Here is a 26,039-nt window from a genome sequence, read left to right as displayed (position 1 = left end):
AGATGCAAATGTTAAAAAACGAACATGTACTAGTATTAGGTCTTGCAAAAAGCGGATATGCGGCAGCTTCAATTCTTCATGAGCATGGAGTAAATGTCATAGTAAATGACCAAAAGCCGTTTGAAGAAAATGAACCTGCTCAGCTTCTTTCTGAAAAGGGGATTGATGTCATTTGCGGCAGCCATCCTCTTCGTATGTTCGATGATAAAGAAATTACGATTTTGATTAAAAATCCAGGAATTCCATATGAAAATGTGATGGTTCAAGAAGCGCTTCGCCGACGAATTCCAGTTTGGACGGAAATAGAATTAGCTTATCATTTAACCTCAGCTCCTTTTATTGGGATTACTGGATCAAATGGAAAAACCACTACCACGACTTTGATTTATGAAATGTTGAAACAAGACAGTCAAAAAACTTTAGTGGCAGGTAATATTGGCACAGTTGCCAGCGAAGTCGCTGCAAAGGCAGCTGGCGATGAGTGGATCGTAACTGAACTCTCTTCTTTTCAGTTAATGGGAACAGTTGATTTCAGACCTAAAATCAGCTTAATATTAAATATTTTTGATGCACATTTAGACTATCACCACACTCGTGATGAATATGAAAAAGCAAAGCAGAAAGTATACGCACATCAACTTGAAGATGACATAGCTGTTATTAACCTCGATGATCCATCAGTCGTAAAACTGGCTGAAGCTTCAAAAGCAAAAAAAGTGTTTTTCTCAGTGAAAGAGCAAGTAGAACATGGTGCGTATATTAAAAATGGTGCGATCTACTACATGAATGAACATATCATCGATTTAAAGGATGTTGTTCTTCCTGGTGAGCATAACCAAGAAAATATTTTGGCAGCTATTTGTGTCGTGAAAAATGCAGGCTGTTCAAATGAAGCAATCGCACACGTTCTTACGACATTTAGTGGAGTGAAGCATCGTCTGCAGTTTGTAGATACAATTCAAAGCAGAAAATTCTATAACGATAGTAAAGCCACCAATATACTGGCAACAAGTAAAGCATTATCAGCTTTTAATCAGCCGACCATTTTACTAGCTGGCGGGCTTGATCGCGGCAATGAATTTGATGAATTGAAACCTTTTATGAAAAATGTAAAAGGAATTATCACATTTGGTGAGACGGCACCTAAGTTTGTAAAGCTTGGTGAAGAACTGGGAATACATCACGTAAAACATGTCGATAATGTTGAACAAGCAGTACCTGCGGCGTTTAACATTTCTGAAGAAGAAGACGTGATTTTATTATCTCCGGCTTGTGCAAGCTGGGATCAACATAAAACATTTGAAGAACGTGGAGACATGTTTGTAAACGCCGTGCATATGCTTAAATAAGGGCTTGTCTCTCGTATGACTGACAGCCCAAATGAAATTATGCTTGGGGTGTCGGTCTCTTGACGAATAAGAAAACTTCTCCGGACTTTTTGCTTGTTGTCATTACGTTACTTTTATTGACGATTGGTTTAATTATGGTGTACAGCGCTAGTGCTGTGTGGGCATCGTATAAATTTGATGATTCGTTTTATTTTGCAAAAAGACAGCTTTTGTTTGCCGGAATCGGAGTTATCGCGATGTTTTTCATTATGCGAGTCGATTATTGGACGTGGCGGACTTGGTCAAAGATATTGATTGCTGTTTGTTTTCTCCTTTTGCTGCTTGTACTTATTCCTGGTATCGGTATGGAGAGAAATGGATCAAGAAGCTGGATCGGTGTCGGTGCGTTTAGTATTCAGCCCTCTGAATTTATGAAGCTTGCGATGATTGCGTTTCTTGCAAAATTCTTATCTGAAAAACAAAAAAATATCACATCCTTTCGTAAAGGTTTCGCACCAGCATTAGGCATTGTATTTTCTGCATTTGCCATCATCATGCTGCAGCCAGATTTGGGAACAGGGACGGTAATGGTTGGAACCTGTATTATTATGATATTTGTTTCAGGTGCGAGAATTGCTCACTTTATATTTCTCGGTCTTTTAGGGCTCAGCGGATTTGCTGCACTAGTCTTATCAGCGCCCTACCGCATAAAACGAATTACATCGTACTTAAATCCTTGGGAAGATCCACTAGGCAGTGGGTTTCAAATTATTCAATCCTTATACGCTGTTGGTCCAGGCGGTCTGTTCGGAATGGGTCTCGGTCAAAGTAGACAAAAATTCTTTTATTTACCTGAGCCTCAAACAGACTTCATCTTTGCAATATTGTCTGAAGAGCTCGGCTTTATAGGAGGATCACTCATTTTGCTGCTCTTTAGTGTTCTATTATGGAGAGGCATACGAATAGCACTTGGAGCCCCAGACTTATATGGAAGTTTCCTAGCAGTTGGTATTATTTCAATGGTTGCCATTCAAGTGATGATTAATATCGCAGTTGTTACTGGACTTATCCCTGTGACAGGTATCACGCTCCCATTCCTAAGTTATGGCGGCTCATCACTGACATTAATGCTGATGGCAATTGGCGTACTCTTAAATGTAAGCAGGTACGCTAGATATTAGTGCTGCTAGTTCATGAAACCATGATGACATTTATTTTGCAAAAGTACAAAAAAATGATTTGAAGAGTAGAAATGACAGATTTTGTATTGGAAACATGTTTTTTGACTCTTCTTTACAGGTTTTAACGGAGCCCTGTTGTTTAAAACAGGGTTTATACTTTGTTCAGAGCAGAAAAAAATTGAGGGGAAATGGTATAATGCGTATAGTAATCAGTGGAGGCGGAACAGGCGGACATATTTATCCAGCCTTAGCTTTTATTAAAGAAGTGAAAAGACTGCATCCTGATGTAGAATTTTTATATATTGGTACTGAAAATGGACTTGAAAAGAAAATTGTAGAAAGAGAAAATATCCCTTTCAAGTCCATAGAAATTTCAGGTTTTAAAAGAAAGCTTTCCTTTGATAACGTAAAAACGGTGATGAGATTTCTAAAAGGCGTTCAAAAAAGCAAATCTTACTTAAAGGAATTTAAGCCAGATGCGGTCATTGGAACAGGTGGTTATGTGTGCGGCCCTGTCGTTTATGCAGCTTCTAAGCTGAAAATCCCGACCATTATTCACGAACAGAACAGCCTGCCTGGTATCACAAATAAGTTTCTAGCAAGATATGTTGATAAGGTAGCCATCTGCTTTGAAGAAGCAAAGGCACATTTTCCTTCTGAAAAGGTTGTATTTACGGGAAACCCTAGAGCCTCTGAAGTCGTCTCTATAAAAGAGGGGAAATCTCTGAAGGAGTTTGGACTGGATGAAACGAAAAAAACGGTTCTTATTTTTGGCGGAAGCCGGGGGGCTGCGCCAATTAATAGAGCAGTTATTGACATGCAAGATGGATTAAAGGCTAAGAACTATCAGCTTTTATATATCACGGGTGAGGTTCATTATGAAAAAGTGCTGAACGAACTAAAGGAAAAAGGTGCAGCACCTAATATGATCACAAAGCCTTTCTTGCATCAAATGCCGGAGTACTTGAAATCGATTGATGTGATTGTTGCAAGAGCCGGTGCCACAACGATTGCTGAAGTAACAGCCCTTGGAATTCCAACTATTTTTATTCCAAGCCCATACGTGACGGCAAATCACCAGGAAATCAATGCAAGATCACTAGAAAAGCATGACGCTGCAATCGTTTTAAGAGAATCAGAGCTTTCTGGAGAAAGCCTCCTTCATGCCATTGATGAAATTGCTGGTAATGAAGAAAAATTAAACGAAATGAGCCGTTTAACAAAAGAACTTGGAGTACCAGATGCGGCTGGACGTTTATATAATGTATTAAAAGAAATTACGACTACATGATGGAATGATATTAGGTAAGGCGGAGGGTAATATGGAGAACTTGAAGAATGAATTATTAGAAGCGCAAGTCGGTAAAGTGCTTGAAAATGAGCCGCTTGCAAATCATACGACAATGAAAATAGGCGGGCCGGCAGATCTATTGATCGTTCCTAAAGATATCGATTCAGTTAAAACGATCATGGATCAGATAAAAAAACACCACGCGGACTGGACGGTTATTGGAAGAGGGTCAAATTTACTCGTACTTGATAAAGGAATACGTGGCGTCGTCCTGAAGTTAGGCGCTGGACTTGATCACTTAACTGTAAATGATGAAGAAATTACAGTTGGCGGCGGCTACTCTGTTGTAAGGCTTGCAACGTCTCTTAGTAAGCAGGGTCTTTCAGGGCTGGAATTTGCAGCTGGTATCCCAGGGTCTATTGGCGGCGCTGTTTATATGAACGCAGGTGCGCACGGATCTGATATCAGTAAGATTCTTGTGAAAGCGAGAATCTTATTTGAAGATGGAAGCATCGAGTGGCTAACAAATGAACAGATGAACTTTAGCTATAGAACGTCTGTCCTTCAAAAGGAACGACCAGGCATTGTTCTCGAGGCCGTGTTTAAGCTCAAACAGGATGATCGCGAGAAAATCACAAAGAAAATGCAGCAAAATAAAGACTATCGCAAGGAAACACAGCCTTATAATCGACCATGTGCCGGAAGTATTTTTCGAAATCCGCTGCCTGAATATGCAGGACAGCTTGTAGAAAAAGCGAATTTAAAAGGGTACCAAATTGGCGGAGCAAGAATCTCTGATATGCATGGCAACTTTATTGTGAACGCTGGCGGGGCTACTGCTCAAGACGTGCTGGACTTAATCCAGTACATCCAAAAGAAAATTAAAGATGACTACAATGTAGATATGCATACAGAAGTAGAAATTATCGGTGAAGCAAATTAAAAGCAAGTTTTATGAATGATGGCATCACAGGAAAACAAACGGCATGAAAGAATGCCGTTTGTTTTCTCATCAAAAGATGACCCAAAGGTGTGGACAAGCAGCTTTGAATGGGGTGAAGAATATATATGCGGCCTGATCATGAAAATGAAAAGATCGTCAATATAGAAGAACGAATTCCTAAAATTAAAGAACAAAGGAAGCAGAAAGCGAATCGGAGACTAATCTCTTTTATTCTACTGTTTTTTATCATGGTTTTAATCATTATTTATTTGCAGACACCAATCAGTAAAATTTCTTCTTTAACTATTACGGGTAATGAGCATGTCCCTACAAAACAGCTTGTGAAACTTTCCCAGATTAAAGAAGGCGAAACAGAGTTTTGGAATTTAAATAAAGATTTAACAGCAGACCATATTAAGCAAAACAAACTGATTAAAAGTGTCAGTATCAAAAAACATTTTCCAAATAAGGTTAGTATTGCTGTCAAGGAATATGCCAATATTGCGTATCTTCAAAAGGGGAATTTATACTATGAGCTTCTTGAAAATGGGACAGCATTACCAGAAGAAGTCACACCAAGTCATGCAGGACCTATTTTTGTTGATTGGGACAATAAAGAGAAGCTGAAGCAAACGGTTAGATCTTTAAATCAGCTGCCAGCCTCTATTCAGGAACTCATCTCAGAAATATATTATGTGCCAACAAGCTCAAACCAGTGGCTCGTTAAATTTTATATGAATGACGGGAACACCGTGATTGCATCAATTAAAACATTCGCTGATAAAATGAAAACCTATCCTGCCATTGTAAAAGAACTTTCGCCATCTGAAAAAGGCACAATCCATATGGAAGTCGCGACGTATTTTGAAGCGTTTAAATCTAAGAAAAAGGAAGATGAACGTTGAGAGGCAAAACAGTTATATTCTCAATTGTCATGCTTGTTCTTGGTTTTCTGATTTCTTTTTCATACCAATATACTAAGCAGCATCAGGCAGAAGTCATTAGAACAGAGCAATGGAAAAAAGAATACTCCTTGAAAAGTCAGCTGACAAAGCAAGAAAAGGCGAATCAGAAACTTGAAAAAGAATTATATAGTCTTCAATCACAGGTTCAAGCCACTGAGTCCAATTTGAAAAATGAAAAAGAGCAGTATTTTAATGTATTGGAAGATGTTGAGAAATACAGGATGTTTACAGGAGAGATCGGTGTAAAAGGAAAAGGGGTAAAAGTATCCCTTGAAGATGCATCTTATATCCCGAGTGGACAAAATGTCAATAATTACATTGTTCATGAGAGCCACATTTTTCATGTGATAAACGAACTGTTTATATCAGGGGCCTCTGCCGTATCTATTAATGGACAGAGAATTACACACCAATCATACATACATTGTAACGGCCCAGTTGTCACAGTTGACGGTGTTCAGCATCCAGCGCCATTTGTTATTTCTGCTATTGGTGATCCGGCTGTGTTAATACCTGCATTAAATATTGCAGGAGGAGTGGTCGATCAGCTGACAAGTGATCACATTTCGATGACGATTGAAAAAAAGGATATTCGTATGAATCCTCTTTTAAAACACAAAGATTAAAAGTGAAAAGGTGAGTGGTGTTGAGGAAAAAGAAGCCTTTACTTAGTTTGACAGCCTTAATGGTGATATTCGGCATCATGGTCTCCATCCAATTTAATTCATTGCAAAAGCCCAAAGTTCGTGATACTCGCGATGTGTGGGAGCTAAGAGAGGATTTATCTGCATCTAAAAGTAAAGAATTGGATTTACTGAAAGAAATTGATAAATACGATGAAATGCTGAAAAAGTATGGTCATCAAGGAGATCAATCAAAAGAAGCTCAACTAACTAAAACATTAAAAGATTTAAAAGAAAAGGCTGGTTTTACAGAAGTGGCAGGGGAGGGAATTGAAGTTGACATCTCTCAGCTCTTCTCCAAGGATCTGACCGGAGAAGAAGTGAAAAATATCCCGCCTGATCTTCTGAAAAAGCTAATCAACGAAGCCAATATGTATGGGGCAAAACATATTTCCATTAATGACCACCGTGTGATTAATACAAGTGTGATTCGAGATATTAATGGTACGACGAAAATGGATGGCTACAGCTTAGATGGTGATGAAGTGACCATCAAGATGATCAGCGACCAGGCCGACAAATTATACAGCCGTTTAAATGTATCAGATATTGGTGATTTGTTTGCTCAGGAAAATTTCGGCTTAAGTATTAGCCAGCCGAAGCAGCAAATTCAATTAAAAGCATATGACGGTGCAATTCAGTTAAACGAGTTGAAGCCTCTTGACGATGTAAAGGAGGGAAAATCTTAATGTGGCTTCCTGTACTTGGCTTAATCATAGGAGTTGCGATCGGTTTCTTAACAAATTTTACGATACCGAATGAGTATTCTAATTATCTTTCCCTCGCTGTACTTGCTGCGCTTGATACATTGATTGGTGGAATCAGAGCACATCTGCAAGGGGCATACGATGAACTAGTGTTTGTATCAGGCTTTTTCTTTAATATTATACTTGCAATAAGTTTAGCTTTTCTGGGCGTCCATCTTGGTGTAGACTTGTATTTAGTCGGAATGTTTGCTTTCGGCGTTAGATTGTTTCAAAATATAGCAGTTATTCGAAGAATTCTACTAACAAAATGGACAATTTCTAGAGAAAAAAAGAAAAAAAGTGAGTCATAAAAAAGGATATACATATGATGTAACGAATATTTTCAGTAATCCTAATAAAAAATGTTGATTTTTTAAGTTTTGTTACACACTTGTAAAAACACATTCATTGTATTGTTGTTCAGCAAATAATAGAATAGAAAGTATTGATATGTGAGGAGGTGCCATAGAATGAACAACAATGAAATTTACGTCAGCCTTGACATCGGTACATCCAATATAAAAGTCATCGTCGGAGAAATGGCGGATGATTCGCTTAACATTATAGGTGTTGGAAATGTCCCTTCAGAAGGGTTAAAAAAAGGATCGATTGTTGATATAGATGAGACAGTTCATTCTATTAGACAAGCATTTGAACAGGCTGAGAGAATGGTAGGTTTTCCTTTACAAAAGGCGATTGTCGGAATTAACGGAAACCACATTCATATTCAGAATACGAGCGGCGTGGTCGCAGTATCTAGTGAAAACAAAGAAATACATGCTGAAGATGTGAGACGTGTCTTAGATGCTGCACAGGTAGTATCTATTCCTCAAGAACATCTCGTCGTAGACGTCATCCCGAGACAATTTATCGTCGACGGAAGAGATGAGATCACTGATCCGAAAAAAATGCTTGGTGTTCGGCTAGAGGTGGATGGATCGTTAATTACAGGTTCTAAAACGATTCTACATAACTGGCTCCGATGTGTAGAAAGAGCTGGAATTGAAATTATGGATATTTGCTTGCAGCCGCTCGCATCGGGCTCAGCAGCATTATCGAAAGATGAAAAAAATCTAGGGGTAGCTCTCGTCGATATTGGCGGCGGATCTACAACGATTTCCGTATTTGAAAACGGGCATCTCTATTCTACTCACAGTATCCCTTTGGGCGGAGAGAACATTACAAAAGATTTGTCTATAGGACTTAGAACTTCTACTGAAGAAGCTGAACGAATTAAAAAACAATTTGGACATGCGTTTTATGATGAGGCATCGTCTGAAGAAACATTTGAAGTTTCTGTCATCGGTACCGATCAGAAACAGACGTATACACAGCTTGAAGCGGCTAATATCATCGAGGCTCGGCTGGAAGAAATCTTGCTCTTTGTGGCAGAGGAATTAAGAAATATGGGTGTCCATGATTTGCCTGGCGGATTCGTTCTAACAGGTGGACAGGCAGCTATACCAGGTATCCTTTCTCTTGCACAAACGGTCTTGCAAAACAATGTTAGAATTGCAAGTCCGAATTATATTGGGGTGAGAGAACCTCAGTATATGACAGGAGTGGGTCTGATCCACTTTGCTTATCGCAATGCAAAGATTCAGGGCAGACAAGTTGGATTCCAAATGCCGGATGAGGCGTTTCATGAAGTAGGCGCATCCATGGAGCCGGTTTCTTCTGCACCACAAGTGAAAGAAGCGCAGCCAAGACCGAAAGTAAAACAAAAAGCACAAGAAGAGACAAATAAAAAACCGGGCAAAATGAAAAAACTATTTAATATGTTCTGGGAATAGAATTAGATTTTCGACGGATTAGGAGGATTCAGCATGTTGGAGTTTGAAACAAATATAGACGGCCTAGCATCAATTAAAGTAATCGGAGTAGGTGGAGGCGGAAATAACGCTGTCAACCGAATGATCGAAAATGACGTACAAGGTGTCGATTTCATTGCAGTCAACACAGATGCACAGGCGTTAAATCTATCAAAAGCAGAAACGAAAATGCAAATCGGTGCTAAGCTGACAAGAGGGCTTGGAGCAGGTGCGAATCCTGAAGTCGGTAAAAAAGCTGCTGAGGAAAGCAAAGAACAGATTGAAGAAGTATTAAAAGGCGCAGACATGGTCTTTGTTACTGCTGGTATGGGCGGTGGAACTGGTACGGGTGCTGCACCTGTCATTGCAAAAATCGCAAAAGATTCTGGTGCATTGACAGTTGGAGTCGTGACTCGTCCTTTCACATTTGAAGGAAGAAAGCGTCAGCTTCAAGCAGTCGAAGGAATTGCTTCTATGAAAGAAGCAGTTGACACTTTAATTGTGATTCCAAACGATCGCTTGCTTGAAATTGTTGATAAAAACACGCCAATGCTTGAAGCATTCCGTGCAGCAGATAACGTGCTACGACAAGGTGTTCAAGGGATCTCAGATCTTATTGCTACACCAGGTTTAATCAACCTTGACTTTGCTGACGTGAAAACGATCATGTCCAATAAAGGTTCTGCTCTTATGGGTATCGGTGTTGCGACTGGTGAAAATCGTGCCGCTGAAGCTGCGAAGAAAGCTATTTCTTCACCACTTCTAGAAACGGCAATCGACGGTGCACAAGGTGTCATCATGAATATTACTGGTGGTACGAACCTAAGTCTTTATGAGGTACAAGAAGCAGCGGACATTGTGGCTTCTGCATCTGATGAAGATGTAAACATGATTTTCGGTTCTGTCATTAATGATAACTTGAAGGATGAAATTGTGGTAACCGTGATCGCAACTGGATTTATTGAGCAAGAGCCAGAGGTGTCAAAACCACAAAGAAATCCATTAGGGCAAGGATTAAAGCAAAATCAATCCATTCCTCAAAAACGTGAGGTAAAACGTGAGGAACATCAGCAGTCATCATCTCAGCCGAGACAAAATACACAATCAAGCGATGATACGCTGGATATCCCAACGTTCTTGCGCAACCGTAATAAACGTTAATCGAGTATCACTCATCCCCTTCCACCGGAAGGGGATTTTTTCATGTCCAATATATAAAGAAACCCGCATCACTACTAATTAAAAAGTCTTAAATGTGTCTGGGTTACTTTATCCAACATATGTATTTCGACTTAGAGTGATTAAGTAAAAAGAATCATTTTTAAATCCTATTACAAAAAGCGACAAAATGATGAACTTTATTTGACTACATTAAATAGAACACCATGAATCTTGTCATGAACAAAGGAAAGGGAGGAGTTAAACCCATACACTGTTTGACCATTTGAGGAGGAGGGATTTGATTGAAAGTGAAGTTTCGCAAAACCGCCGGCTATCGTTTGATGAGTCTTTTGGTGATTGGTACTTTAATGATGACAAGCTTTGGGATGGTTCAAGCAAAATCGACTTCTACCTCATATCAAGAGGAAGCTGTTTCCTCCAAGAAAACAAAAGCAAAGATCTCATCTAGATTAATGAAACAGTTTCAACAAGAAGACAAGGTGACCTTTTTAGTCAAAATGAAGGAACAAACCAATGTCAAAAAAGTGGCGAAGGATGCTGTGTCAAAAGCCAAAAAACAAAAGTTAACAGCTGCTAAAACGCAGTACACAAAAAGATCAGCTGTCGTATCAGAACTAAGAGCGACGTCTGAAGAGACGCAGGAAGCGCTGCTTGCTTATTTACAAAAAGCCCAGAAGAAAAAGCAAGTGAAGGATATTCATTCGTACTATATTGTGAATGGTCTCGCTGTGACGGGAACGAAAGAAGTCATGGAAAAGGTAGCTTCCTTCCCAGAAGTAGATCAAGTGCTGCCAAATGAAATCCGTCAAATCCATCGTCCTGTTGATTTGAAGACTTCAAAGAAAAACAAACAAATCAAAGCAGCAGATGGAATCGAGTGGAATATTTCTCAAGTTCATGCCCCAGAAGCGTGGGCTTTAGGCTATGACGGAACTGGTACCGTTGTGGCAAGTATTGATACAGGTGTGGAATGGGATCATCCTGCATTAAAAGAAAAATACCGCGGATTTGACCCTGCACGTCCGAATGAACCTTCTCATGAATTCAATTGGTACGATGCAACGACAGGTTCTAAAGCGCCATACGATGATTTAGAGCATGGTACACATGTAACGGGAACGATGGTTGGCTCTGAGCCAAATGGAGAGAATCAAATTGGAGTCGCACCAGGTGCAAAATGGATCGCGGTGAAAGCTTTCTCAGAAGATGGTGGATCAGATGCTGATCTGCTTGACGCAGGTGAATGGATTTTAGCTCCAAAAGATGAAAACGGAACCCCTCATCCAGAAAAGGCGCCAGATGTCGTCAATAATTCTTGGGGCGGTGGGCCTGGTCTTGATGATTGGTATAAAGATGTGGTCAATGCTTGGAGAGCAGCGGACATCTTCCCAGAGTTTTCAGCTGGTAATACGGATTTATTTAACCCTGGCGGTGAGGGATCTATTGCAAATCCTGCGAACTATCCCGAAGCCTTTGCGACGGGTGCAACAGATCAAAACAACAAATTGGGCTCTTTCTCTTTGCAAGGCCCCTCTCCATATGGGGTCATGAAACCAGATATTGCGGCTCCAGGGGTAAATATTCGTTCTTCTATTCCTGGGAAAGGGTATGAGGATGGCTGGAATGGAACCTCGATGGCAGGTCCGCATGTTTCAGCTGTTGTGGCTCTTCTGCGCCAAGTACAGTCAGATCTGTCTGTTGAAGAGATCGAAGAAATTCTCATTGATACTGCAAAACCGCTGACAGATCAGCAATTCCCGGAATCCCCTAACAATGGCTATGGGGCAGGATTAGTTGATGCAAAAGAAGCCATCACAGCATTAACAGATGGAATTGGCAAGATTGAAGGACAGGTAACAAAAGAAGGAGAAGATACAGACCCACCTGTTTTTTCTCATAAAGGACCGAATGAAATTTTTGCCTCTACACCAACACCTCTAAGTATTACAGCAGAAGATGAAGTAGCTGTGACAAATGTCTCCTTGAGCTATCAAGTGGATCAAGGGAAAAGGGAGACGCTGCAAGCAAAACGAACGGATGGAAATCATTTAAAAGGGACATATGTTGTTCAGCTCCCAGAAGTTGAGGGTGAAAATGTCACGTATCGATGGATTGTGAAAGATTTTGGAGAAAATGAAGCTGCATCAGAACCGTATACGCTTCCGATTAAAACATCCATCACGACTGGCTACTCGCAAGATTTTGAAGCTTGGCCAAGTGGATGGTTCAGTGGTGGAACAAAAGATCCTTGGCAGTGGGGGAAGCCGACCACCGGTCCGAAAAAGGCCTTTACTGGAGATCATGTCTATGCTACAAACCTAGACAGTCCTTATGAAAATCAAACAGATGCTCATTTATCTATGCCGATGATTGCTGTACCTGAGTCAGGCTCCTCCTTTTTACAATATCAATACTGGCATGACCTTGAAGCAAATTATGACTATGTGCATATTCATGTGCAGCCTGAGGGGGAAGATGCTGTCCAAGTGGCAGCCTACACAGGCAAAACAAGTGGATGGACAAAAGGAGAAGTAGATTTATCTGCTTACAAAGGTCAGAACGTGAGAGTTATTTTTCAGCTAAGAACGGATGGCAGTGTAACAAAAGACGGTTTTTATTTAGATGATGTGAAAATAACAGATCAAGCCTTGCCTCAAAAGGCAAAGAAACAGCTTGGCGTCATCAAAAAAGAAAAGCCAGCACAGGAGCAGAAGAAACCTGTCGATCCGAAAAGCGCAAAGCCTGCTAAAATAAAAGAAAAACATGTCCAGATGAAAAAGGAAAAAAGTGTAGATGCCCCATCTATCAAAGCTCTTCCGATGAAGGCAGAAATCAGTGTTCTTGAAAGCGGCAAGTCCACGTACACAGATGAAGCGACAGGGAGATATCAGCTTTCTCATGGTGCAGGGGAATTTACAGTGAAAGCTGAAGCATATGGCTTTGAATCACGCACACAAAAAGTCAATATTTCTGCAAATGATCAAGCAGAGGCAAATTTCTCATTACAGCCACTAGAAAAACGAACGATATCTGGCACAATTGTCAATGAAACAACGGGTGAAAAAGTAAAGGATGCTACGGTTTATCTTGTAGAGGATGCGAAAATTGAGCCGGTGAAAACAGATGAATCTGGCGAGTTTTCTCTAGAGGCATTGAGCGGTGTGTATACAGTCAAAGTATTTGCGAAAGGGTTTAAAGGATATTCGTTTACAGCCGATGTGACAGAAAAGCCGCTTGAAAAAGCAATCAAGCTGGAACCTTTCATCGGTTTTGCTGGCGAAATTGGCTACGATGACGGAACAGCTGAAAATGCACGGGCGTTCTATGATCCTGGTAATGGCTGGGCGGTGAAATTTTCATTAGAAAAAGGGAAGAAACAAGCACAGGTCACAGGGGGGCTTTTCCGTTTCTGGACAACAGAGTGGCCAGCCCCTGGCGGGAATGAATTTGCGGTTGAAGTGTATGATGCTTCTGGGAAGGACGGCGCTCCAGGTGAGAAAATTGCTGGACCTTTTAAAGCGAATGCGCTGCGTAATGGTGAATGGACAAAAGTAGATTTAGAAGATCAAGCCATTACGGTGGATGGAGATTTCTATCTTGTCTATATTCAAACGAAAAAGAATACGGAATCTCCAGGCCTTGCAACAGATGAAGATGGACCAAATGCTGAAAGAAGCTGGCAGCTGACAAGCGGTGCCTTTTCTCCTTCTCCAAAAGAAGAGGGAAATTATATGATTCGTGCGCTTGTCCAATATGAAGCAGGTGTGCCAGAAATAACATCTCCAAAGGCTGGAACGATCACGAACAAAGATGAACTGGAGATTGAAGGGAAAGCCTCTCCAGGGCTTGATGTAGCGATCTATCAAAACGATAAAGAGATTGCCAAAGTGAAAGCAGATCAGTCGGGTGCTTTCAAAGAGAAGGTTACAGTGTCAAGCGGAGAGCATGTATTCACGGCTGCTACTGTTACGGATAAAGGCGCAACGAAAAAATCCAAATCAGTCAAGGTGATCATTGATCAAACAGCCCCAGTGTTAACGATAGATACACCAAAAAAAGGGGAAAAGTCTAACAAAGAATCACTCACTGTAGAAGGAAAGGTAACGGATGATCATCTTGATCAAGTCACTGTGAATGGAAAAAAAGCAGCAATAAAAGATGGGAAATATTCTGCAAGAATCCTGCTTGAAAACGGGAAAAATACGATCAAAGTAACAGCAAAAGATGCAGCAGGAAACAAAACGACTAAAAAAGTCGATATCGATGTTCAATACGAAGCGCCTGAGATTTCTAAGCTGACACCAGCAGAGAATGTCAATCTATCATCAGGTGAGTCTGTTAAAATTTCATTTAACAGCAGAGAAAAGCTAGACGCAACGTTTGTCATTCACATGCCGCTGACAAACGCGAGATCAAAGCTGCAAAATACAACAGAGCTGCCGCTTCGTGAGGTAGCCAAGGGAACATATGAAGGTTACTGGACAGCTACTTCTACCGCCAAAGCAAAAGGTGCAGTCATTGAAGTGATTGTGCGGGATGATTATGGAAATGTCACACGACAAAAAGCCCCAGGCACATTAAATATCAATGAAAAATAATCCTTAAGAAAGGCACGCCTCCTTGGAGCGTGTCTTTTTCGTTTCGAATCATTGTTTAAAAGCTTGTCCGGAAGCACACTCTCTTGCTTTGCGCTCTCATTCCTCGACAAAAACAATAACAATCCACCAAAAGTTCTCTATCATCCCCAACAAGAATTGACAGACTTCCATCTCTTGGCTGTTTTATACTGGTACAAACAAGTGCAAGTACTGCTTTTGATTCTTTGTTTCAGATGAAAGGAGCAGAAGGTGGTCATTTATTTAGATGTGATTTGGCTGTTAAACTTTTGTTTTGATCTATTGCTTCTCTTACTCACTGCATTTATTCTCAAACGACAAGTAAAAAAACGGCGATATATGTTAGGAGCTCTGATTGGATCGAGCATTGTTCTCTTGCTCTTTACACCATTTGCAATGTTTGTGTCACACCCTCTAGGCAAAATGCTTTTTTCTGTCTTGATCGTGCTTGCAACTTTTGGATTTCAAAGATTTCGATTCTTTTTTCAAAACCTGTTTGCTTTTTACTTTGTCACATTTTTGATGGGAGGAGGCATGATCGGGGTTCATTCGTTTTTACAAACCAATACTGTTATTCAAGACGGGCTGCTGATTTCACAAAATGATGGCTTTGGTGATCCCATTAGCTGGCTTTTCGTTTTAACCGGCTTTCCTGCGATTTGGCTGTTTTCAAAGAAACGATTAGGAGAGGTCGGTGCGAAAAAAAGACAGTTTGATGAACAAGTCCTTGCGGAGATACACATTCAAGGAGAGACCATCCGCTTAAAGGGACTCGTCGATTCTGGCAATCAGCTGTATGATCCTATGACGAAAACACCTGTGATGATCGTTCAAGCAGATCAACTCATGTCCATTTGCGGAGAGCCATTTATAGAGCTTATGAAGCAGTCTCATCCTGTTGAAGTGATGCAAAAGCTCGATGATCGATTTCCGCTTCTTGATCGTTTAAGACTTGTTCCATATCGAGCGGTCGGTCATGATCACGGGTTTCTTCTATGCTTAAAACCAGATACGGTCATCATTTATTCAAAAACGCATATGATCCAGCCAGCCAAGTGTTTTGTAGGTATGAGTCTGAGCGGTTTATCAGCAGATCAGGAATTTCAATCCATCATTCATCCAGATATGTTAGACGGAAAAATCATCCAAGGGGTGTCTTAAGTTTTGGTGATGTCTTTTATCTTACGAGGTCAACTTGACATTTAGAAGGGAGAAGAAGATGAAAAAATTAAAATTTAAACTCACTTACTACTGGTATAAACTCCTCATGAAGCTAGGTCTTAAGAGTGATGAGATTTATTATATTGGTGGTAGTGAGGCGTTGCCGCCGCCATTATCAAAGGATGAAGAGCAGGAACTGCTTGTCAAATTACCAAAAGGTGATCAAACAGCAAGGGCTATCCTGATCGAAAGAAATTTGCGGTTGGTGGTCTACATCGCAAGAAAATTTGAAAACACAGGGATTAATATTGAGGATTTAATTAGTATTGGAACTATTGGCCTGATTAAGGCAGTCAATACATTTAACCCAGAAAAAAAGATCAAGCTTGCGACATATGCTTCGAGATGTATTGAAAATGAGATTTTGATGTATTTGCGCCGAAATAATAAAATTCGTTCAGAAGTGTCGTTTGATGAGCCGCTCAACATTGATTGGGACGGAAATGAACTGCTTTTATCAGACGTACTTGGAACAGATGATGATATTATCACACGGGATATTGAAGCAAATGTAGATAAAAAACTTTTGAAAAAAGCGCTGGAGCAATTAAATGACCGTGAAAAACAGATCATGGAGCTCAGATTCGGCTTGGTTGGCGGTGAGGAAAAAACCCAAAAAGATGTCGCTGATATGCTAGGCATTTCCCAGTCGTATATTTCAAGGCTTGAAAAAAGAATTATTAAACGATTACAAAAAGAATTTAACAAAATGGTCTAAAAAAATTTTTAAAAAAGCTCTGTCCCTTTGCTGTCAAAGGAATCAACTTCTTTTCTCATGATTCTCATCATCACTCGTGCATATTTTTCCATCCCAAGGAGATACTGAACTTTGTACAACAGCTCCTGTAGGGAGGGAAAAAAGTGTCCAGAAATAAAGTGGAAATCTGCGGAGTCGACACCTCCAAACTGCCTGTTCTGAAAAACGAAGAGATGAGAAAATTGTTCAGACAGCTGCAAGATGAGGGTGACGATACAGCAAGAGAAAAGCTAGTCAATGGCAATTTGCGGTTGGTTTTAAGTGTGATTCAGCGTTTTAACAACAGAGGCGAGTATGTGGATGATCTCTTCCAAGTAGGCTGTATCGGATTAATGAAATCAATTGATAATTTTGATTTAAGCCACAATGTCAGATTTTCAACTTATGCGGTCCCTATGATCATAGGAGAAATCCGTCGATACTTGCGTGATAACAACCCAATTCGGGTGTCTCGTTCACTAAGAGATATTGCCTACAAAGCGCTTCAGGTTCGTGAGAGGCTGATTAGTGAGACAAGCAAGGAGCCAACGGCAGAAGACATTGCCAAAGTGCTGGAAGTGCCTCATGAGGAAATTGTCTTTGCCCTAGATGCGATTCAAGATCCTGTTTCTTTGTTTGAACCGATCTATAATGACGGAGGAGATCCGATTTATGTGATGGATCAAATTAGTGATGATCGGAACAAAGACACACAATGGGTAGAGGAATTGGCCTTAAAAGAGGGAATGCGCAGATTGAATGATCGAGAAAAAATGATTCTCCGCAAACGCTTCTTCCAAGGAAAAACGCAAATGGAAGTCGCTGAAGAGATCGGGATTTCTCAAGCACAAGTCTCAAGACTTGAAAAAGCAGCCATCAAACAAATGAATAAAAACATCTTTTAAAGCCGCCGCTTCATGTGCGGCTTTTTTCATTCTTGGAAAGAGCACGTCTCTAGTATTGACTCTGTTATTTTTTTCATTTAATCTGTTTTTAACAAATGTTATTTTAGATATCATTTGTTAGGGAACACTTAAGCGGAAAGAAGGGTTATTATGACATTCCATGATGAAAGAAGGCTGCTCATTAAGGTTGCGCATATGTATTATGAAGAAGGCGCCACTCAATCTAAAATAGCAGATGCTGTTGGGGTTAGCCGTTCGCTCATATCGAAATATTTGGCAAAAGCACGTGAAGCAGGAATCGTGGAAATCATTATTCATGATGAAATGAATCAACAATATGGATCTTTAGAAAGAAAAATAGAGCGGAAATACGGGCTGCGAGAAGTCGTCTGTGTGGAAACGCTCAGCCAAGAAACAACAAAAAGCCGAATCGGCGCTGCGGCGGCAGGCTTTTTATTAAAAGTCATGAAGGATGGACAAGTCATCGGTTTTTCCTCAGGAACCACTTTGCATGAAATGGCGAAATCGCTTACGTCAGTTCAGCACTACCCATCCGTGACATTTGTTCCGCTTGTCGGGGGTGTGGGAAACGAAGATGTTGATATCCATGCCAATTATATTATTGCGAGATGCACAGAGGCACTCAAATCTAAATGTGAGTTTTTACATGTGCCTGTCATGCTTGATACGAAAGAAGCGAAGGATGTACTGATACGGCAGCCGTCAATCAAAAAAGTGATTGAATTAGGAGAATCATCAAATATTGCGGTTGTCGGGATTGGCGGGGTTCCGCAGCATTCAACGATGGTGAAATCTTATATGACAAGCGGTGAGGAGGATATTCTTCAAGCGAAGGATGTAGCGGGTGACATTTGCTATAACTTTATTGATCACCAAGGGGAAGTGTATCCTCACCCATGGAACGACAGGGTAATGGGCATAAGCCCGCAAAAGTTGAAAGAAATCCCGCTAGTCATTGGTGTCGCTGGAGGAGAAGAAAAAGTTGAAGCGATCCGGGCAGCCTTAGAAGGTGGATTAATTCATGTATTAATTACGGATGAACGAACAGGAGATGCCTTATTAAAGTAACTACCTAATATGATTAGGTAGTTTTTTTGAGTCTTTAGACTCAAAAAGATTGAAAATTTTATTGATTTTATCTTGACACAAAGTTGACACATCATATAAACTAAGTTCATAACAAATGATAAATAAAATAACAAATGTTACAAGAAACAGATTTTTGTTAATTTTTATAACATTTGTTAAAAGTTTCAGATTATTTTTCTAGCAATCTACCCGAGAAGCAAGAAAACCTGAAAGGATGATTTAGATGTCAATCTATCAACAGTTGTTAGCTCGAGAACGCAGTGGAGATCCAATCAAAGTAGGAATTATTGGGGCAGGCCAAATGGGCTTTGGACTTATTTCACAAATTTCTAAAATTCCAGGCATGATTGTAGCAGGTGTTTGTGATATTCACCTTAGTGCAGCAGAGAAGGCAGCGAATTTTTATAAGCAGCATGCGAAGCCGCATCAAATGGTCGTCACAAATGATTATAGAGAAGTGATTCAATCAGATTTTGTGGAAGTTGTCGTAGATGCAACAGGAGTGCCAGAGGTCGGAGCAAACATTTCTTTGGAAGCGCTTAATTCAAAGAAACATCTCGTTCTTTTAAATGTAGAAGTTGATATTACCATCGGTTTGGTGATGCATAAATTATTCACAAATGCAGGACTTGTTTATTCTGGATCAGCTGGAGACGAACCGGCAGCAACACTAGAATTATATGAATTTGCAAAAACAATGGGACTTGAGGTGCTCGTTGCTGGGAAAGGCAAGAACAACCCATTCTTCCCAGAAGCAAATCCAGATACGTGTAAAGCAGAAGCAGATAGTAAACATATGAGTGCACATATGCTCGCTGCCTTCCAAGACGGAACAAAAACAATGGCAGAAATGAACTTATTAAGTAACGCGACAGGGCTTTTGCCAGATAAAGTCGGTATGCACGGAGTCGAAGCAAATTTAGAGAATGTAGCAGATAAATTGAATCAAAAACAACAAGGCGGCGTGCTCGATAACTTCGGAGTCGTTGAATATGTAAATGGACTTGCTCCTGGCGTATTCGTTATCGTCAAGAGTGATCTAGAGCCAGTAGATGAAGAGCTTCGTTACTTAAAAGTTGGAAAAGGTCCTCACTACACGCTTTACCGTCCTTTCCATTTAGCGAGTCTTGAAACACCTGTTACCATCGCAAAAGCGGTCTTACAGCATGATTCATCGATCCACCCGATTGGTGTACCAGTGTCAGAAACAGTCGCTGTTGCGAAAAGAGATATTAAAGCAGGGGAATCACTTGACGGGATTGGCGGATACTCCGTAAGAGGTGTACTTGAAACGCATCAAGACATGAAAACGAACGGTCACATTCCAATTGGTTTAATCAGCGGAAAAGTCGTAGCGAAAAAAGACATTAAATTAGGACAGTTCCTTACTCATGATGATGTAGAGCTTGATTCAAACACAACCGTCTGGAAGCTGCGTTCATTACAAGATCACTTATTTCAATCATAAGGACGTGAAGCTATGGAAAAATTAGCAATCGTACTTTGTATCATTCTCATCGTGCAGTATGGGTTATCTTTTATTCAAATCAAGTATTACCGTAAAAGCATGGACTCACTGATTGATGACTACAGAGGGAAACAAGGCTATCACTTATTTTCAGGAATGGAACGGCGCAAAGTTGGCCCTGGGGCCATTGCGCTCATCATTGTGGATGAATCGTATATCATTCAAAAATGCCATGTGCTTGGCGGCGTGTCGATCTTATCTAAATTTAAAGAAGTCCCTGCATATGAAGGCAAGCATGTAGGGGCTGTGCTGGACGAGCACCACATGATGAAGAAAACGTTGAAAAAGCGCAAAAAAGCGCCAGCTGTCATGCAAGCACTTTCCATGGCGGCTGAACAGGCACTTGTCTCGATTTCGAAAAAAAATATAACAAATGTGAACTAAAGAAAGGGGAGATGAAACATGGAATGGATTCAATGGTTTGGAGAGCACTTTATCGGAATGTTTGAAGCCGGCGGAAAGCAGTTCATGGGTCTGATTACAGGTATCGTTCCAACGCTTGTTGTGTTACTTACTTTCACTTATGCTGTCATGAAATTTATTGGAGAAGAGCGAGTGAATAGAGCCATTCAGTTTGCAGCGAAATATACCATTTTGCGCTACACGTTAATGCCGATCTTATCTGTACTTATTTTGACAAACCCAATGGCTTATACGTTTGGCCGCTTCTTACCTGAAAAACAAAAACCGGCATTCTATGATTCAGCTGTTTCATTTGTTCATCCGGTGACATCACTGTTCCCGTATGCCAACGCAGGAGAACTATTTGTCTACTTAGGAATTGCGAACGGGATTAAAGAAGCTGGATATTCAATGTCAGAGCTCGCTGTTCGTTACTTCTTAGTCGGGATCGTCGTCATTTTACTACGCGGAATCATTACTGAATGGATTACAAAATATTTAGCAGGAAAAATGAAAGCGAATTCACAATAGGGGAGGGTTAGACATGACAAACCACAAAGTATTTGTTGCAAAAGGTGCTGGCGGATGGGGAGAAGGCTTAGAGCTTGAACCAACTGGTAAAAGAAGAAAGGTCGTTTCCATTACAGGGGGAGGCATTCACCCGGTTGCACGTAAAATTGCAGAAATGACAGGGACAGAAGCATGTGACGGCTTTAAAAACTCTATACCAGAAGATGAAATGATGTGTGTTGTCATTGACTGCGGGGGAACAGCGCGAATCGGACTTTATCCAATGAAACGCATTCCAACTGTAGACGTTTTGGCATCCTCTCCTTCTGGGCCGCTTGCTAAACATATTACAGAAGATATCTTCGTATCAGGCGTAACAGAAAAAGATATTTCCTATGCAGAAGCATCTGATGGTGAGGCGAAAGCAGAAGGTCAGGAAAACAGTGAGTCGATTGACAAAGAGAATTTCAAAGAAACGTATGCAAAGCTGAAAGAGGAAAATATTGAGCGGCAGGAAAAAGGCAATTTCCTGATGAGATTCTCACGCGGAATCGGGAAAGTCACCGGTACGTTCTACCAGGCTGGCCGTGATTCTGTTGATATGCTTTTGAAAAACATTATTCCATTCATGGCATTTGTCAGTATGTTAATTGGAATTATCAATTATACAAAAATCGGTGATCTGATTGCCCATTTTCTATCACCTTTGGCAGGATCTCTTTGGGGGCTCTTACTGCTCGTTGTGGTCTGTACACTGCCGTTCCTATCACCTGTCTTAGGACCTGGAGCAGTCATTGCCCAAGTCATCGGTGTTCTGATTGGTAGTCAAATTGCACTAGGAAACATTCCGCCTCAATTTGCACTTCCTGCACTATTTGCCATCAACGGTCAAGTAGGGTGTGATTTTATTCCAGTGGGGCTGTCACTTGGTGAAGCGAAGCCGGAAACGGTACAATATGGGGTACCAGCTGTTTTGTATAGCCGTCTTATTACAGGGGTTCTATCTGTTGTGATCGCATACGTTGCCAGCTTCGGTATGTATTAAACGTATTAAAGGAGGAATCGAGATACATGGTAACACAATCTGTCGTAAAAGAAATTGGGATCTTAGTCCCGCAATTTAAAGAAGATAAGCTGATTGTTTTATTTGGACCCGCAGCGCCGCAGGAATTAAAAGATATGTCTGTCATTCATGAGTTCGAACATCTAGAAGAAGAGCCGCTGAAGCTAGGCGGAACCATTCAAGTGGGCGATCAAACGTACACGATCACAGCCCTCGGCAATAAAGCAAATGACAACTTTAAAGAGCTCGGCCATATTTCGATCTACTTCCAAGAGCCGTTTGATGATGTATTACCAGGAGCTGTATTTGCATCCCCGCACACGTTTCCTGATATAAAAGAAGGCGTACGAATTGAAATTTCGTAACCTTGTAAAAAAGCTGTTCCTAAATTGGAGCAGCTTTTTTATATGAGGTTTACCAGAAAGAGCATTTACGATATGCTGTAAACATTCATTATTTGTATATTCAGAATTTTTACTCAGGAGGAAGTTATGGTGTCACTTGAATTGAAGAATGTTTCATTAAAAAGAAATGGGAAATGGCTGCTGCAGTCTGTTGACTGGCAGGTAAATAAGCAGGAACACTGGGTGCTTTACGGTTTAAATGGTGCGGGAAAAACCGCTTTATTAAATATGCTCTGCTCCTATTATTTCCCCACCTCAGGCGAGATGACAGTGCTGGGGCATGTCTTTGGCAAGGAAGCTCTTGGTGAAAAGCTCAGGAGGAAAATTGGTCTCATCTCAGCGGGACTTGAAAAGAAATTGCACAGAGACGACAATGCTTTTGAAATTGTTTTGAGCGGCGCATTTGCTTCTATCGGGCTTTATGAAACCCCGACAGATGAAATGAGAGAGAAAGCCATTGATCTATTAAAAGCGTTTGGTTCATTCAAATATGCCAACAGAACATATGAAACCCTCTCACAGGGAGAGAAGCAAAAAGTCTTGATTGCGAGGGCTTTAATGAATGATCCGCAGCTCTTGATTTTAGATGAACCTGTGACGGGTCTTGATTTTTTAGCAAGAGAGCAAGTGCTGGAGACCATCTCATTTATTGCAGCTAAGCCTGATGCGCCTACTTTGCTCTATACGACCCATCATGCAGAGGAGATTCTGCCTGTTTTTCAGCATACCTTATTATTAAAAAATGGATCGGTTTTTGATCAAGGAGAAACAAAAGAGATGATGACAAGCGGCCTGCTTTCTTCTTTTTTTGAATGTCCGGTAGATGTCATGTGGAGAAATGGCCGTCCGCATTTAAGCAAATTGTAGATAAAAGAAACTATTGGTCTGCTTCCCTGCTTTTCCATCATACATATTATAGTAGAAAACGAAAGGCGGGGAAGGACAGATGATCAGTATTTCTGAATTCCAAATCAAGGATGTCGTCGATGTATCCAGCGGGAAAAAATTAGGTACCATTGGGGACATTGATATTAATGTCACAAGCGGCAAAATCCAAGCGATTATTATTGGCGGCACAGGTAAAATGATGGGATTTTTCGGAAAAGAAGAGGAAATGATTGTCCCATGGCGAAATATAGTAAAAATTGGCGAAGATGTGATACTTGTCCGCTTGTCTTCTTAATTCGTATAATTCCTCAATGAATCATTCAATTTTTCCTTAAAACAAACTCTTCATTCTTAGCAAACAATGTCTTTTTCGGGTAAAAAGATTACGTTTTCATATCAATTTGTAAAAAAACCTGCAGAAAGGGCACATTTGAGTGTAATATTTAATGAATCCCACTAACTGTCTATGCATGTCTTGTGGTAAAATAGGAGCGAAATAAAGAGAGATGAATGAAAGGTGGGAGGCAGCTTTGACATACAAATATGACCCCTTTCAGCAGAAATCACCATATGCAATGACCATTCATGATTGGACGAACATGACATGTTCTGGTAAAGAGGTATTGGCCGGGTTTACAACAAAAAACGGCGGCTTCAGCCTACCTCCATATCAATCATTGAACACTGGACTCCATGTAGGAGATGATGCTTCTAGTGTTCAAATGAATCGTCAAGTCATAGCAGATGCTGCTGCTGTGCCGCTCTCTGATTGGGTGTTTGCAGACCAAACACACGAGGATCGCATCCTAAAAGTCACCAAGGAGCAAAGAGGAAGAGGAAGTCTTCATTATCATGAGGCACTGCCTGGTACAGACGGTTTATATACGTCTGAGACGAACATGATGCTCGCTCTTTGTTTCGCTGATTGTGTTCCGCTTTATTTTCTAGCTCCGCAAAACGGATTAATTGGAACGGCTCATGCCGGCTGGAAAGGAACCGTCAAGCAAATTGGTGCAAAGATGGTTGATGTATGGGTCAGCCAAGAAGATGCCAAGGCCGATCATATTCAAGTCGTCATTGGACCATCCATTGGCAGCTGCTGCTACATAGTCGATGACGCAGTCATGGATCAAGTGAAACAGCTTCCTTTTTCAACAGAGGATGTGTATTCCGAGATTTCACCAGGACAATATAAAATTGATTTGAAAACATTAAACAAAAACGTATTGCTTCATGCAGGAATTAAAGAAGAAAACATACATGTCAGTTCGATGTGCACAAGCTGCAATGATCAGCTTTTCTTCTCACACCGGCGTGATCAAGGGAAAACAGGACGTATGATGTCTTTTGTCGGGTTTAAGGAGGCATAAGTGCAATTGAATGTACGAGAGAATCTCAGACAAATAAATGAACAAATAAACGAAGCATGTAAAAGAGCCGGTAGACATCCAGCAGATGTATCGGTCGTCGCTGTGACAAAGTATGTCTCCATTGAACGAGCACAAGAAGCTAAAGAAGCAGGAATTATGCACTTTGGTGAAAATCGTGACCAAGGGTTACTTGAAAAGCAGGCGGCCATAACCGATGAAAACATTAGCTGGCACTTTATCGGCAGTTTACAGACGCGAAAAGTGAAATCTGTCATTCAGACAATTGACTACTTACATTCGCTTGACAGAATGTCTCTTGCGAATGAAATTGAAAAAAGAGCGGATCACACAGTTCGCTGTTTTGTACAAGTGAACACATCACTTGAGGAGTCAAAACACGGCTTGAAAAGTGAAGACGTCATTCCATTTGTAAAGCAGCTAGCTGATTTCAAACAGATTGAAATTGCTGGACTGATGACGATGGCTCCATTTACAGATGATCACACTGTGATTCGCAACTGTTTTAAAACATTAAAAAATCTTCAAGAAGAAGTAAAACATCTTAACCAAGTAAATGCACCTTGTCAGCATTTATCGATGGGCATGTCAAATGATTTTGAAATCGCAATTGAAGAAGGTGCGACATTCGTTCGGATTGGCTCTTCACTTGTTGGAAATGAAACAGGAGGTGCGTGACATGAGCATAAAAAATAAGTTTAAAAGCTTTTTCACTCTCGACGATGAAGAGTATGAGTACGAATATATTGATGAAGAAAGAGAACCCGTTCAAGAAGAAAAAGGAACGAAGGACAAAGCAGCATTTCAAGATCGCCCGCAGACAGGAAAACAAAATGTCGTCAGCTTGCAAAGCGTGCAAAAATCCTCTAAAGTGGTGTTAAGTGAGCCGCGTGTTTATGCAGAGGCGCAGGAGATTGCAGACCATATTAAAAACAGACGTGCAGTCGTCGTGAATTTGCAGCGCATTCAGCATGATCAAGCAAAGCGAATCATTGACTTCTTAAGCGGAACCGTTTATGCAATCGGTGGAGACATCCAGCGTATTGGCTCGAATATATTCCTCTGCACACCTGATAATGTAGATGTATCTGGTACAATATCAGAGCTATTGACAGAGGAAGAACCTCAGAGGTGGTAA

25 protein-coding genes are annotated in these 26,039 nt (G+C 40.7%); all 25 read left to right on the top strand.

What is annotated here, in order from left to right:
- Positions 1–2 precede the first annotated feature (2 nt).
- Positions 3–1,349 carry a UDP-N-acetylmuramoyl-L-alanine--D-glutamate ligase gene (murD, locus tag JJ692_RS13735; RefSeq protein WP_415475391.1) on the top strand — a complete coding sequence of 449 codons (1,347 nt, stop codon included), beginning with the start codon at positions 3–5 and terminating at the stop codon, positions 1,347–1,349.
- Positions 1,350–1,408: 59 nt separating this feature from the next.
- Complete coding sequence (gene spoVE, locus JJ692_RS13730; RefSeq protein ID WP_024424259.1) at positions 1,409–2,509, top strand: stage V sporulation protein E; 1,101 nt, start codon at positions 1,409–1,411, stop codon at positions 2,507–2,509.
- A gap of 196 nt (positions 2,510–2,705) precedes the next feature.
- A complete protein-coding gene (gene murG / locus JJ692_RS13725; RefSeq protein ID WP_034623688.1) occupies positions 2,706–3,800 on the top strand; it encodes an undecaprenyldiphospho-muramoylpentapeptide beta-N-acetylglucosaminyltransferase in 1,095 nt (364 codons plus the stop codon).
- Positions 3,801–3,831: 31 nt separating this feature from the next.
- Positions 3,832–4,743: a UDP-N-acetylmuramate dehydrogenase gene (gene murB / locus JJ692_RS13720; RefSeq protein ID WP_024426930.1), complete on the top strand. Its 912-nt coding sequence runs from the start codon at positions 3,832–3,834 to the stop codon at positions 4,741–4,743.
- Between the two features lie 125 nt (positions 4,744–4,868).
- A complete protein-coding gene (locus JJ692_RS13715) occupies positions 4,869–5,648 on the top strand; it encodes a cell division protein FtsQ/DivIB (RefSeq protein ID WP_024424256.1) in 780 nt (259 codons plus the stop codon).
- Positions 5,645–6,334 carry a DUF881 domain-containing protein gene (locus JJ692_RS13710; RefSeq protein WP_039178348.1) on the top strand — a complete coding sequence of 230 codons (690 nt, stop codon included), beginning with the start codon at positions 5,645–5,647 and terminating at the stop codon, positions 6,332–6,334. Before JJ692_RS13715 ends, JJ692_RS13710 begins: the two co-directional genes overlap by 4 nt.
- Positions 6,335–6,354: 20 nt before the next feature.
- Complete coding sequence (locus JJ692_RS13705) at positions 6,355–7,080, top strand: DUF881 domain-containing protein (protein WP_206533880.1); 726 nt, start codon at positions 6,355–6,357, stop codon at positions 7,078–7,080.
- Entirely contained in the window at positions 7,080–7,448 is a 369-nt protein-coding gene (locus JJ692_RS13700) for a small basic family protein (RefSeq protein WP_003210988.1), read from the top strand. Before JJ692_RS13705 ends, JJ692_RS13700 begins: the two co-directional genes overlap by 1 nt.
- Before the next feature lie 159 nt (positions 7,449–7,607).
- The gene (ftsA, locus tag JJ692_RS13695; protein WP_024424253.1) at positions 7,608–8,930 is read left to right on the top strand and encodes a cell division protein FtsA; all 1,323 of its coding nucleotides are present in this window, start codon (positions 7,608–7,610) and stop codon (positions 8,928–8,930) included.
- Positions 8,931–8,963: 33 nt separating this feature from the next.
- Entirely contained in the window at positions 8,964–10,109 is a 1,146-nt protein-coding gene (gene ftsZ / locus JJ692_RS13690; protein WP_024426931.1) for a cell division protein FtsZ, read from the top strand.
- Positions 10,110–10,411: 302 nt separating this feature from the next.
- Positions 10,412–14,728, top strand: a complete 4,317-nt coding sequence (locus tag JJ692_RS13685; RefSeq protein ID WP_206533879.1) for a S8 family peptidase — start codon at positions 10,412–10,414, stop codon at positions 14,726–14,728.
- A 249-nt stretch (positions 14,729–14,977) separates the two neighbouring features.
- Positions 14,978–15,907: a sigma-E processing peptidase SpoIIGA gene (spoIIGA, locus tag JJ692_RS13680; protein ID WP_206533878.1), complete on the top strand. Its 930-nt coding sequence runs from the start codon at positions 14,978–14,980 to the stop codon at positions 15,905–15,907.
- Positions 15,908–15,965: 58 nt separating this feature from the next.
- A complete protein-coding gene (gene sigE / locus JJ692_RS13675; RefSeq protein ID WP_007499746.1) occupies positions 15,966–16,685 on the top strand; it encodes an RNA polymerase sporulation sigma factor SigE in 720 nt (239 codons plus the stop codon).
- 143 nt (positions 16,686–16,828) lie between these two features.
- Complete coding sequence (gene sigG / locus JJ692_RS13670) at positions 16,829–17,608, top strand: RNA polymerase sporulation sigma factor SigG (protein WP_024424250.1); 780 nt, start codon at positions 16,829–16,831, stop codon at positions 17,606–17,608.
- A 150-nt stretch (positions 17,609–17,758) separates the two neighbouring features.
- Positions 17,759–18,697 carry a sugar-binding transcriptional regulator gene (locus JJ692_RS13665; RefSeq protein ID WP_024424249.1) on the top strand — a complete coding sequence of 313 codons (939 nt, stop codon included), beginning with the start codon at positions 17,759–17,761 and terminating at the stop codon, positions 18,695–18,697.
- A gap of 244 nt (positions 18,698–18,941) precedes the next feature.
- On the top strand, positions 18,942–20,186 hold the full coding sequence (locus tag JJ692_RS13660) for an NAD(P)H-dependent oxidoreductase (protein WP_024426935.1): 1,245 nt from the start codon (positions 18,942–18,944) through the stop codon (positions 20,184–20,186).
- Between the two features lie 12 nt (positions 20,187–20,198).
- Complete coding sequence (locus tag JJ692_RS13655; RefSeq protein WP_024424247.1) at positions 20,199–20,630, top strand: transcriptional regulator GutM; 432 nt, start codon at positions 20,199–20,201, stop codon at positions 20,628–20,630.
- A gap of 18 nt (positions 20,631–20,648) precedes the next feature.
- Entirely contained in the window at positions 20,649–21,179 is a 531-nt protein-coding gene (gene srlA, locus JJ692_RS13650; RefSeq protein WP_024424246.1) for a PTS glucitol/sorbitol transporter subunit IIC, read from the top strand.
- A 13-nt stretch (positions 21,180–21,192) separates the two neighbouring features.
- On the top strand, positions 21,193–22,203 hold the full coding sequence (srlE, locus tag JJ692_RS13645) for a PTS glucitol/sorbitol transporter subunit IIB (RefSeq protein WP_024426936.1): 1,011 nt from the start codon (positions 21,193–21,195) through the stop codon (positions 22,201–22,203).
- Positions 22,204–22,229: 26 nt separating this feature from the next.
- The gene (locus JJ692_RS13640) at positions 22,230–22,586 is read left to right on the top strand and encodes a PTS glucitol/sorbitol transporter subunit IIA (protein WP_099680479.1); all 357 of its coding nucleotides are present in this window, start codon (positions 22,230–22,232) and stop codon (positions 22,584–22,586) included.
- A gap of 129 nt (positions 22,587–22,715) precedes the next feature.
- Positions 22,716–23,492 carry an ABC transporter ATP-binding protein gene (locus JJ692_RS13635; protein ID WP_024424244.1) on the top strand — a complete coding sequence of 259 codons (777 nt, stop codon included), beginning with the start codon at positions 22,716–22,718 and terminating at the stop codon, positions 23,490–23,492.
- 79 nt (positions 23,493–23,571) lie between these two features.
- Positions 23,572–23,808 carry a YlmC/YmxH family sporulation protein gene (locus JJ692_RS13630; RefSeq protein ID WP_008344958.1) on the top strand — a complete coding sequence of 79 codons (237 nt, stop codon included), beginning with the start codon at positions 23,572–23,574 and terminating at the stop codon, positions 23,806–23,808.
- Between the two features lie 211 nt (positions 23,809–24,019).
- On the top strand, positions 24,020–24,883 hold the full coding sequence (gene pgeF / locus JJ692_RS13625) for a peptidoglycan editing factor PgeF (RefSeq protein ID WP_073205108.1): 864 nt from the start codon (positions 24,020–24,022) through the stop codon (positions 24,881–24,883).
- A gap of 6 nt (positions 24,884–24,889) precedes the next feature.
- A complete protein-coding gene (locus JJ692_RS13620; RefSeq protein WP_024424242.1) occupies positions 24,890–25,579 on the top strand; it encodes a YggS family pyridoxal phosphate-dependent enzyme in 690 nt (229 codons plus the stop codon).
- Between the two features lies 1 nt (position 25,580).
- Positions 25,581–26,039, top strand: coding sequence for a cell division protein SepF (sepF, locus tag JJ692_RS13615; protein ID WP_024424241.1), 459 nt, complete (start codon positions 25,581–25,583; stop codon positions 26,037–26,039).

It is taken from the genome of Bacillus sp. 3a (assembly GCF_017161885.1).
Classification (GTDB): Bacteria; Bacillota; Bacilli; order Bacillales; family Bacillaceae; genus Bacillus; species Bacillus safensis.
This window is presented reverse-complemented; position numbering and strand designations above follow the sequence as displayed.

Coding starts and splice junctions, on each gene's coding strand:
- murD (WP_415475391.1), top strand. CDS start 3: ATGCAAATGTTAAAAAACGAACATGTACTAGTATTAGGTCTTGCAAAA.
- murG (WP_034623688.1), top strand. CDS start 2,706: ATGCGTATAGTAATCAGTGGAGGCGGAACAGGCGGACATATTTATCCA.
- murB (WP_024426930.1), top strand. CDS start 3,832: ATGGAGAACTTGAAGAATGAATTATTAGAAGCGCAAGTCGGTAAAGTG.
- JJ692_RS13715 (WP_024424256.1), top strand. CDS start 4,869: ATGCGGCCTGATCATGAAAATGAAAAGATCGTCAATATAGAAGAACGA.
- JJ692_RS13700 (WP_003210988.1), top strand. CDS start 7,080: ATGTGGCTTCCTGTACTTGGCTTAATCATAGGAGTTGCGATCGGTTTC.
- ftsA (WP_024424253.1), top strand. CDS start 7,608: ATGAACAACAATGAAATTTACGTCAGCCTTGACATCGGTACATCCAAT.
- ftsZ (WP_024426931.1), top strand. CDS start 8,964: ATGTTGGAGTTTGAAACAAATATAGACGGCCTAGCATCAATTAAAGTA.
- sigE (WP_007499746.1), top strand. CDS start 15,966: ATGAAAAAATTAAAATTTAAACTCACTTACTACTGGTATAAACTCCTC.
- JJ692_RS13665 (WP_024424249.1), top strand. CDS start 17,759: ATGACATTCCATGATGAAAGAAGGCTGCTCATTAAGGTTGCGCATATG.
- JJ692_RS13660 (WP_024426935.1), top strand. CDS start 18,942: ATGTCAATCTATCAACAGTTGTTAGCTCGAGAACGCAGTGGAGATCCA.
- JJ692_RS13655 (WP_024424247.1), top strand. CDS start 20,199: ATGGAAAAATTAGCAATCGTACTTTGTATCATTCTCATCGTGCAGTAT.
- srlA (WP_024424246.1), top strand. CDS start 20,649: ATGGAATGGATTCAATGGTTTGGAGAGCACTTTATCGGAATGTTTGAA.
- srlE (WP_024426936.1), top strand. CDS start 21,193: ATGACAAACCACAAAGTATTTGTTGCAAAAGGTGCTGGCGGATGGGGA.
- JJ692_RS13640 (WP_099680479.1), top strand. CDS start 22,230: ATGGTAACACAATCTGTCGTAAAAGAAATTGGGATCTTAGTCCCGCAA.
- JJ692_RS13630 (WP_008344958.1), top strand. CDS start 23,572: ATGATCAGTATTTCTGAATTCCAAATCAAGGATGTCGTCGATGTATCC.
- pgeF (WP_073205108.1), top strand. CDS start 24,020: ATGAATGAAAGGTGGGAGGCAGCTTTGACATACAAATATGACCCCTTT.
- sepF (WP_024424241.1), top strand. CDS start 25,581: ATGAGCATAAAAAATAAGTTTAAAAGCTTTTTCACTCTCGACGATGAA.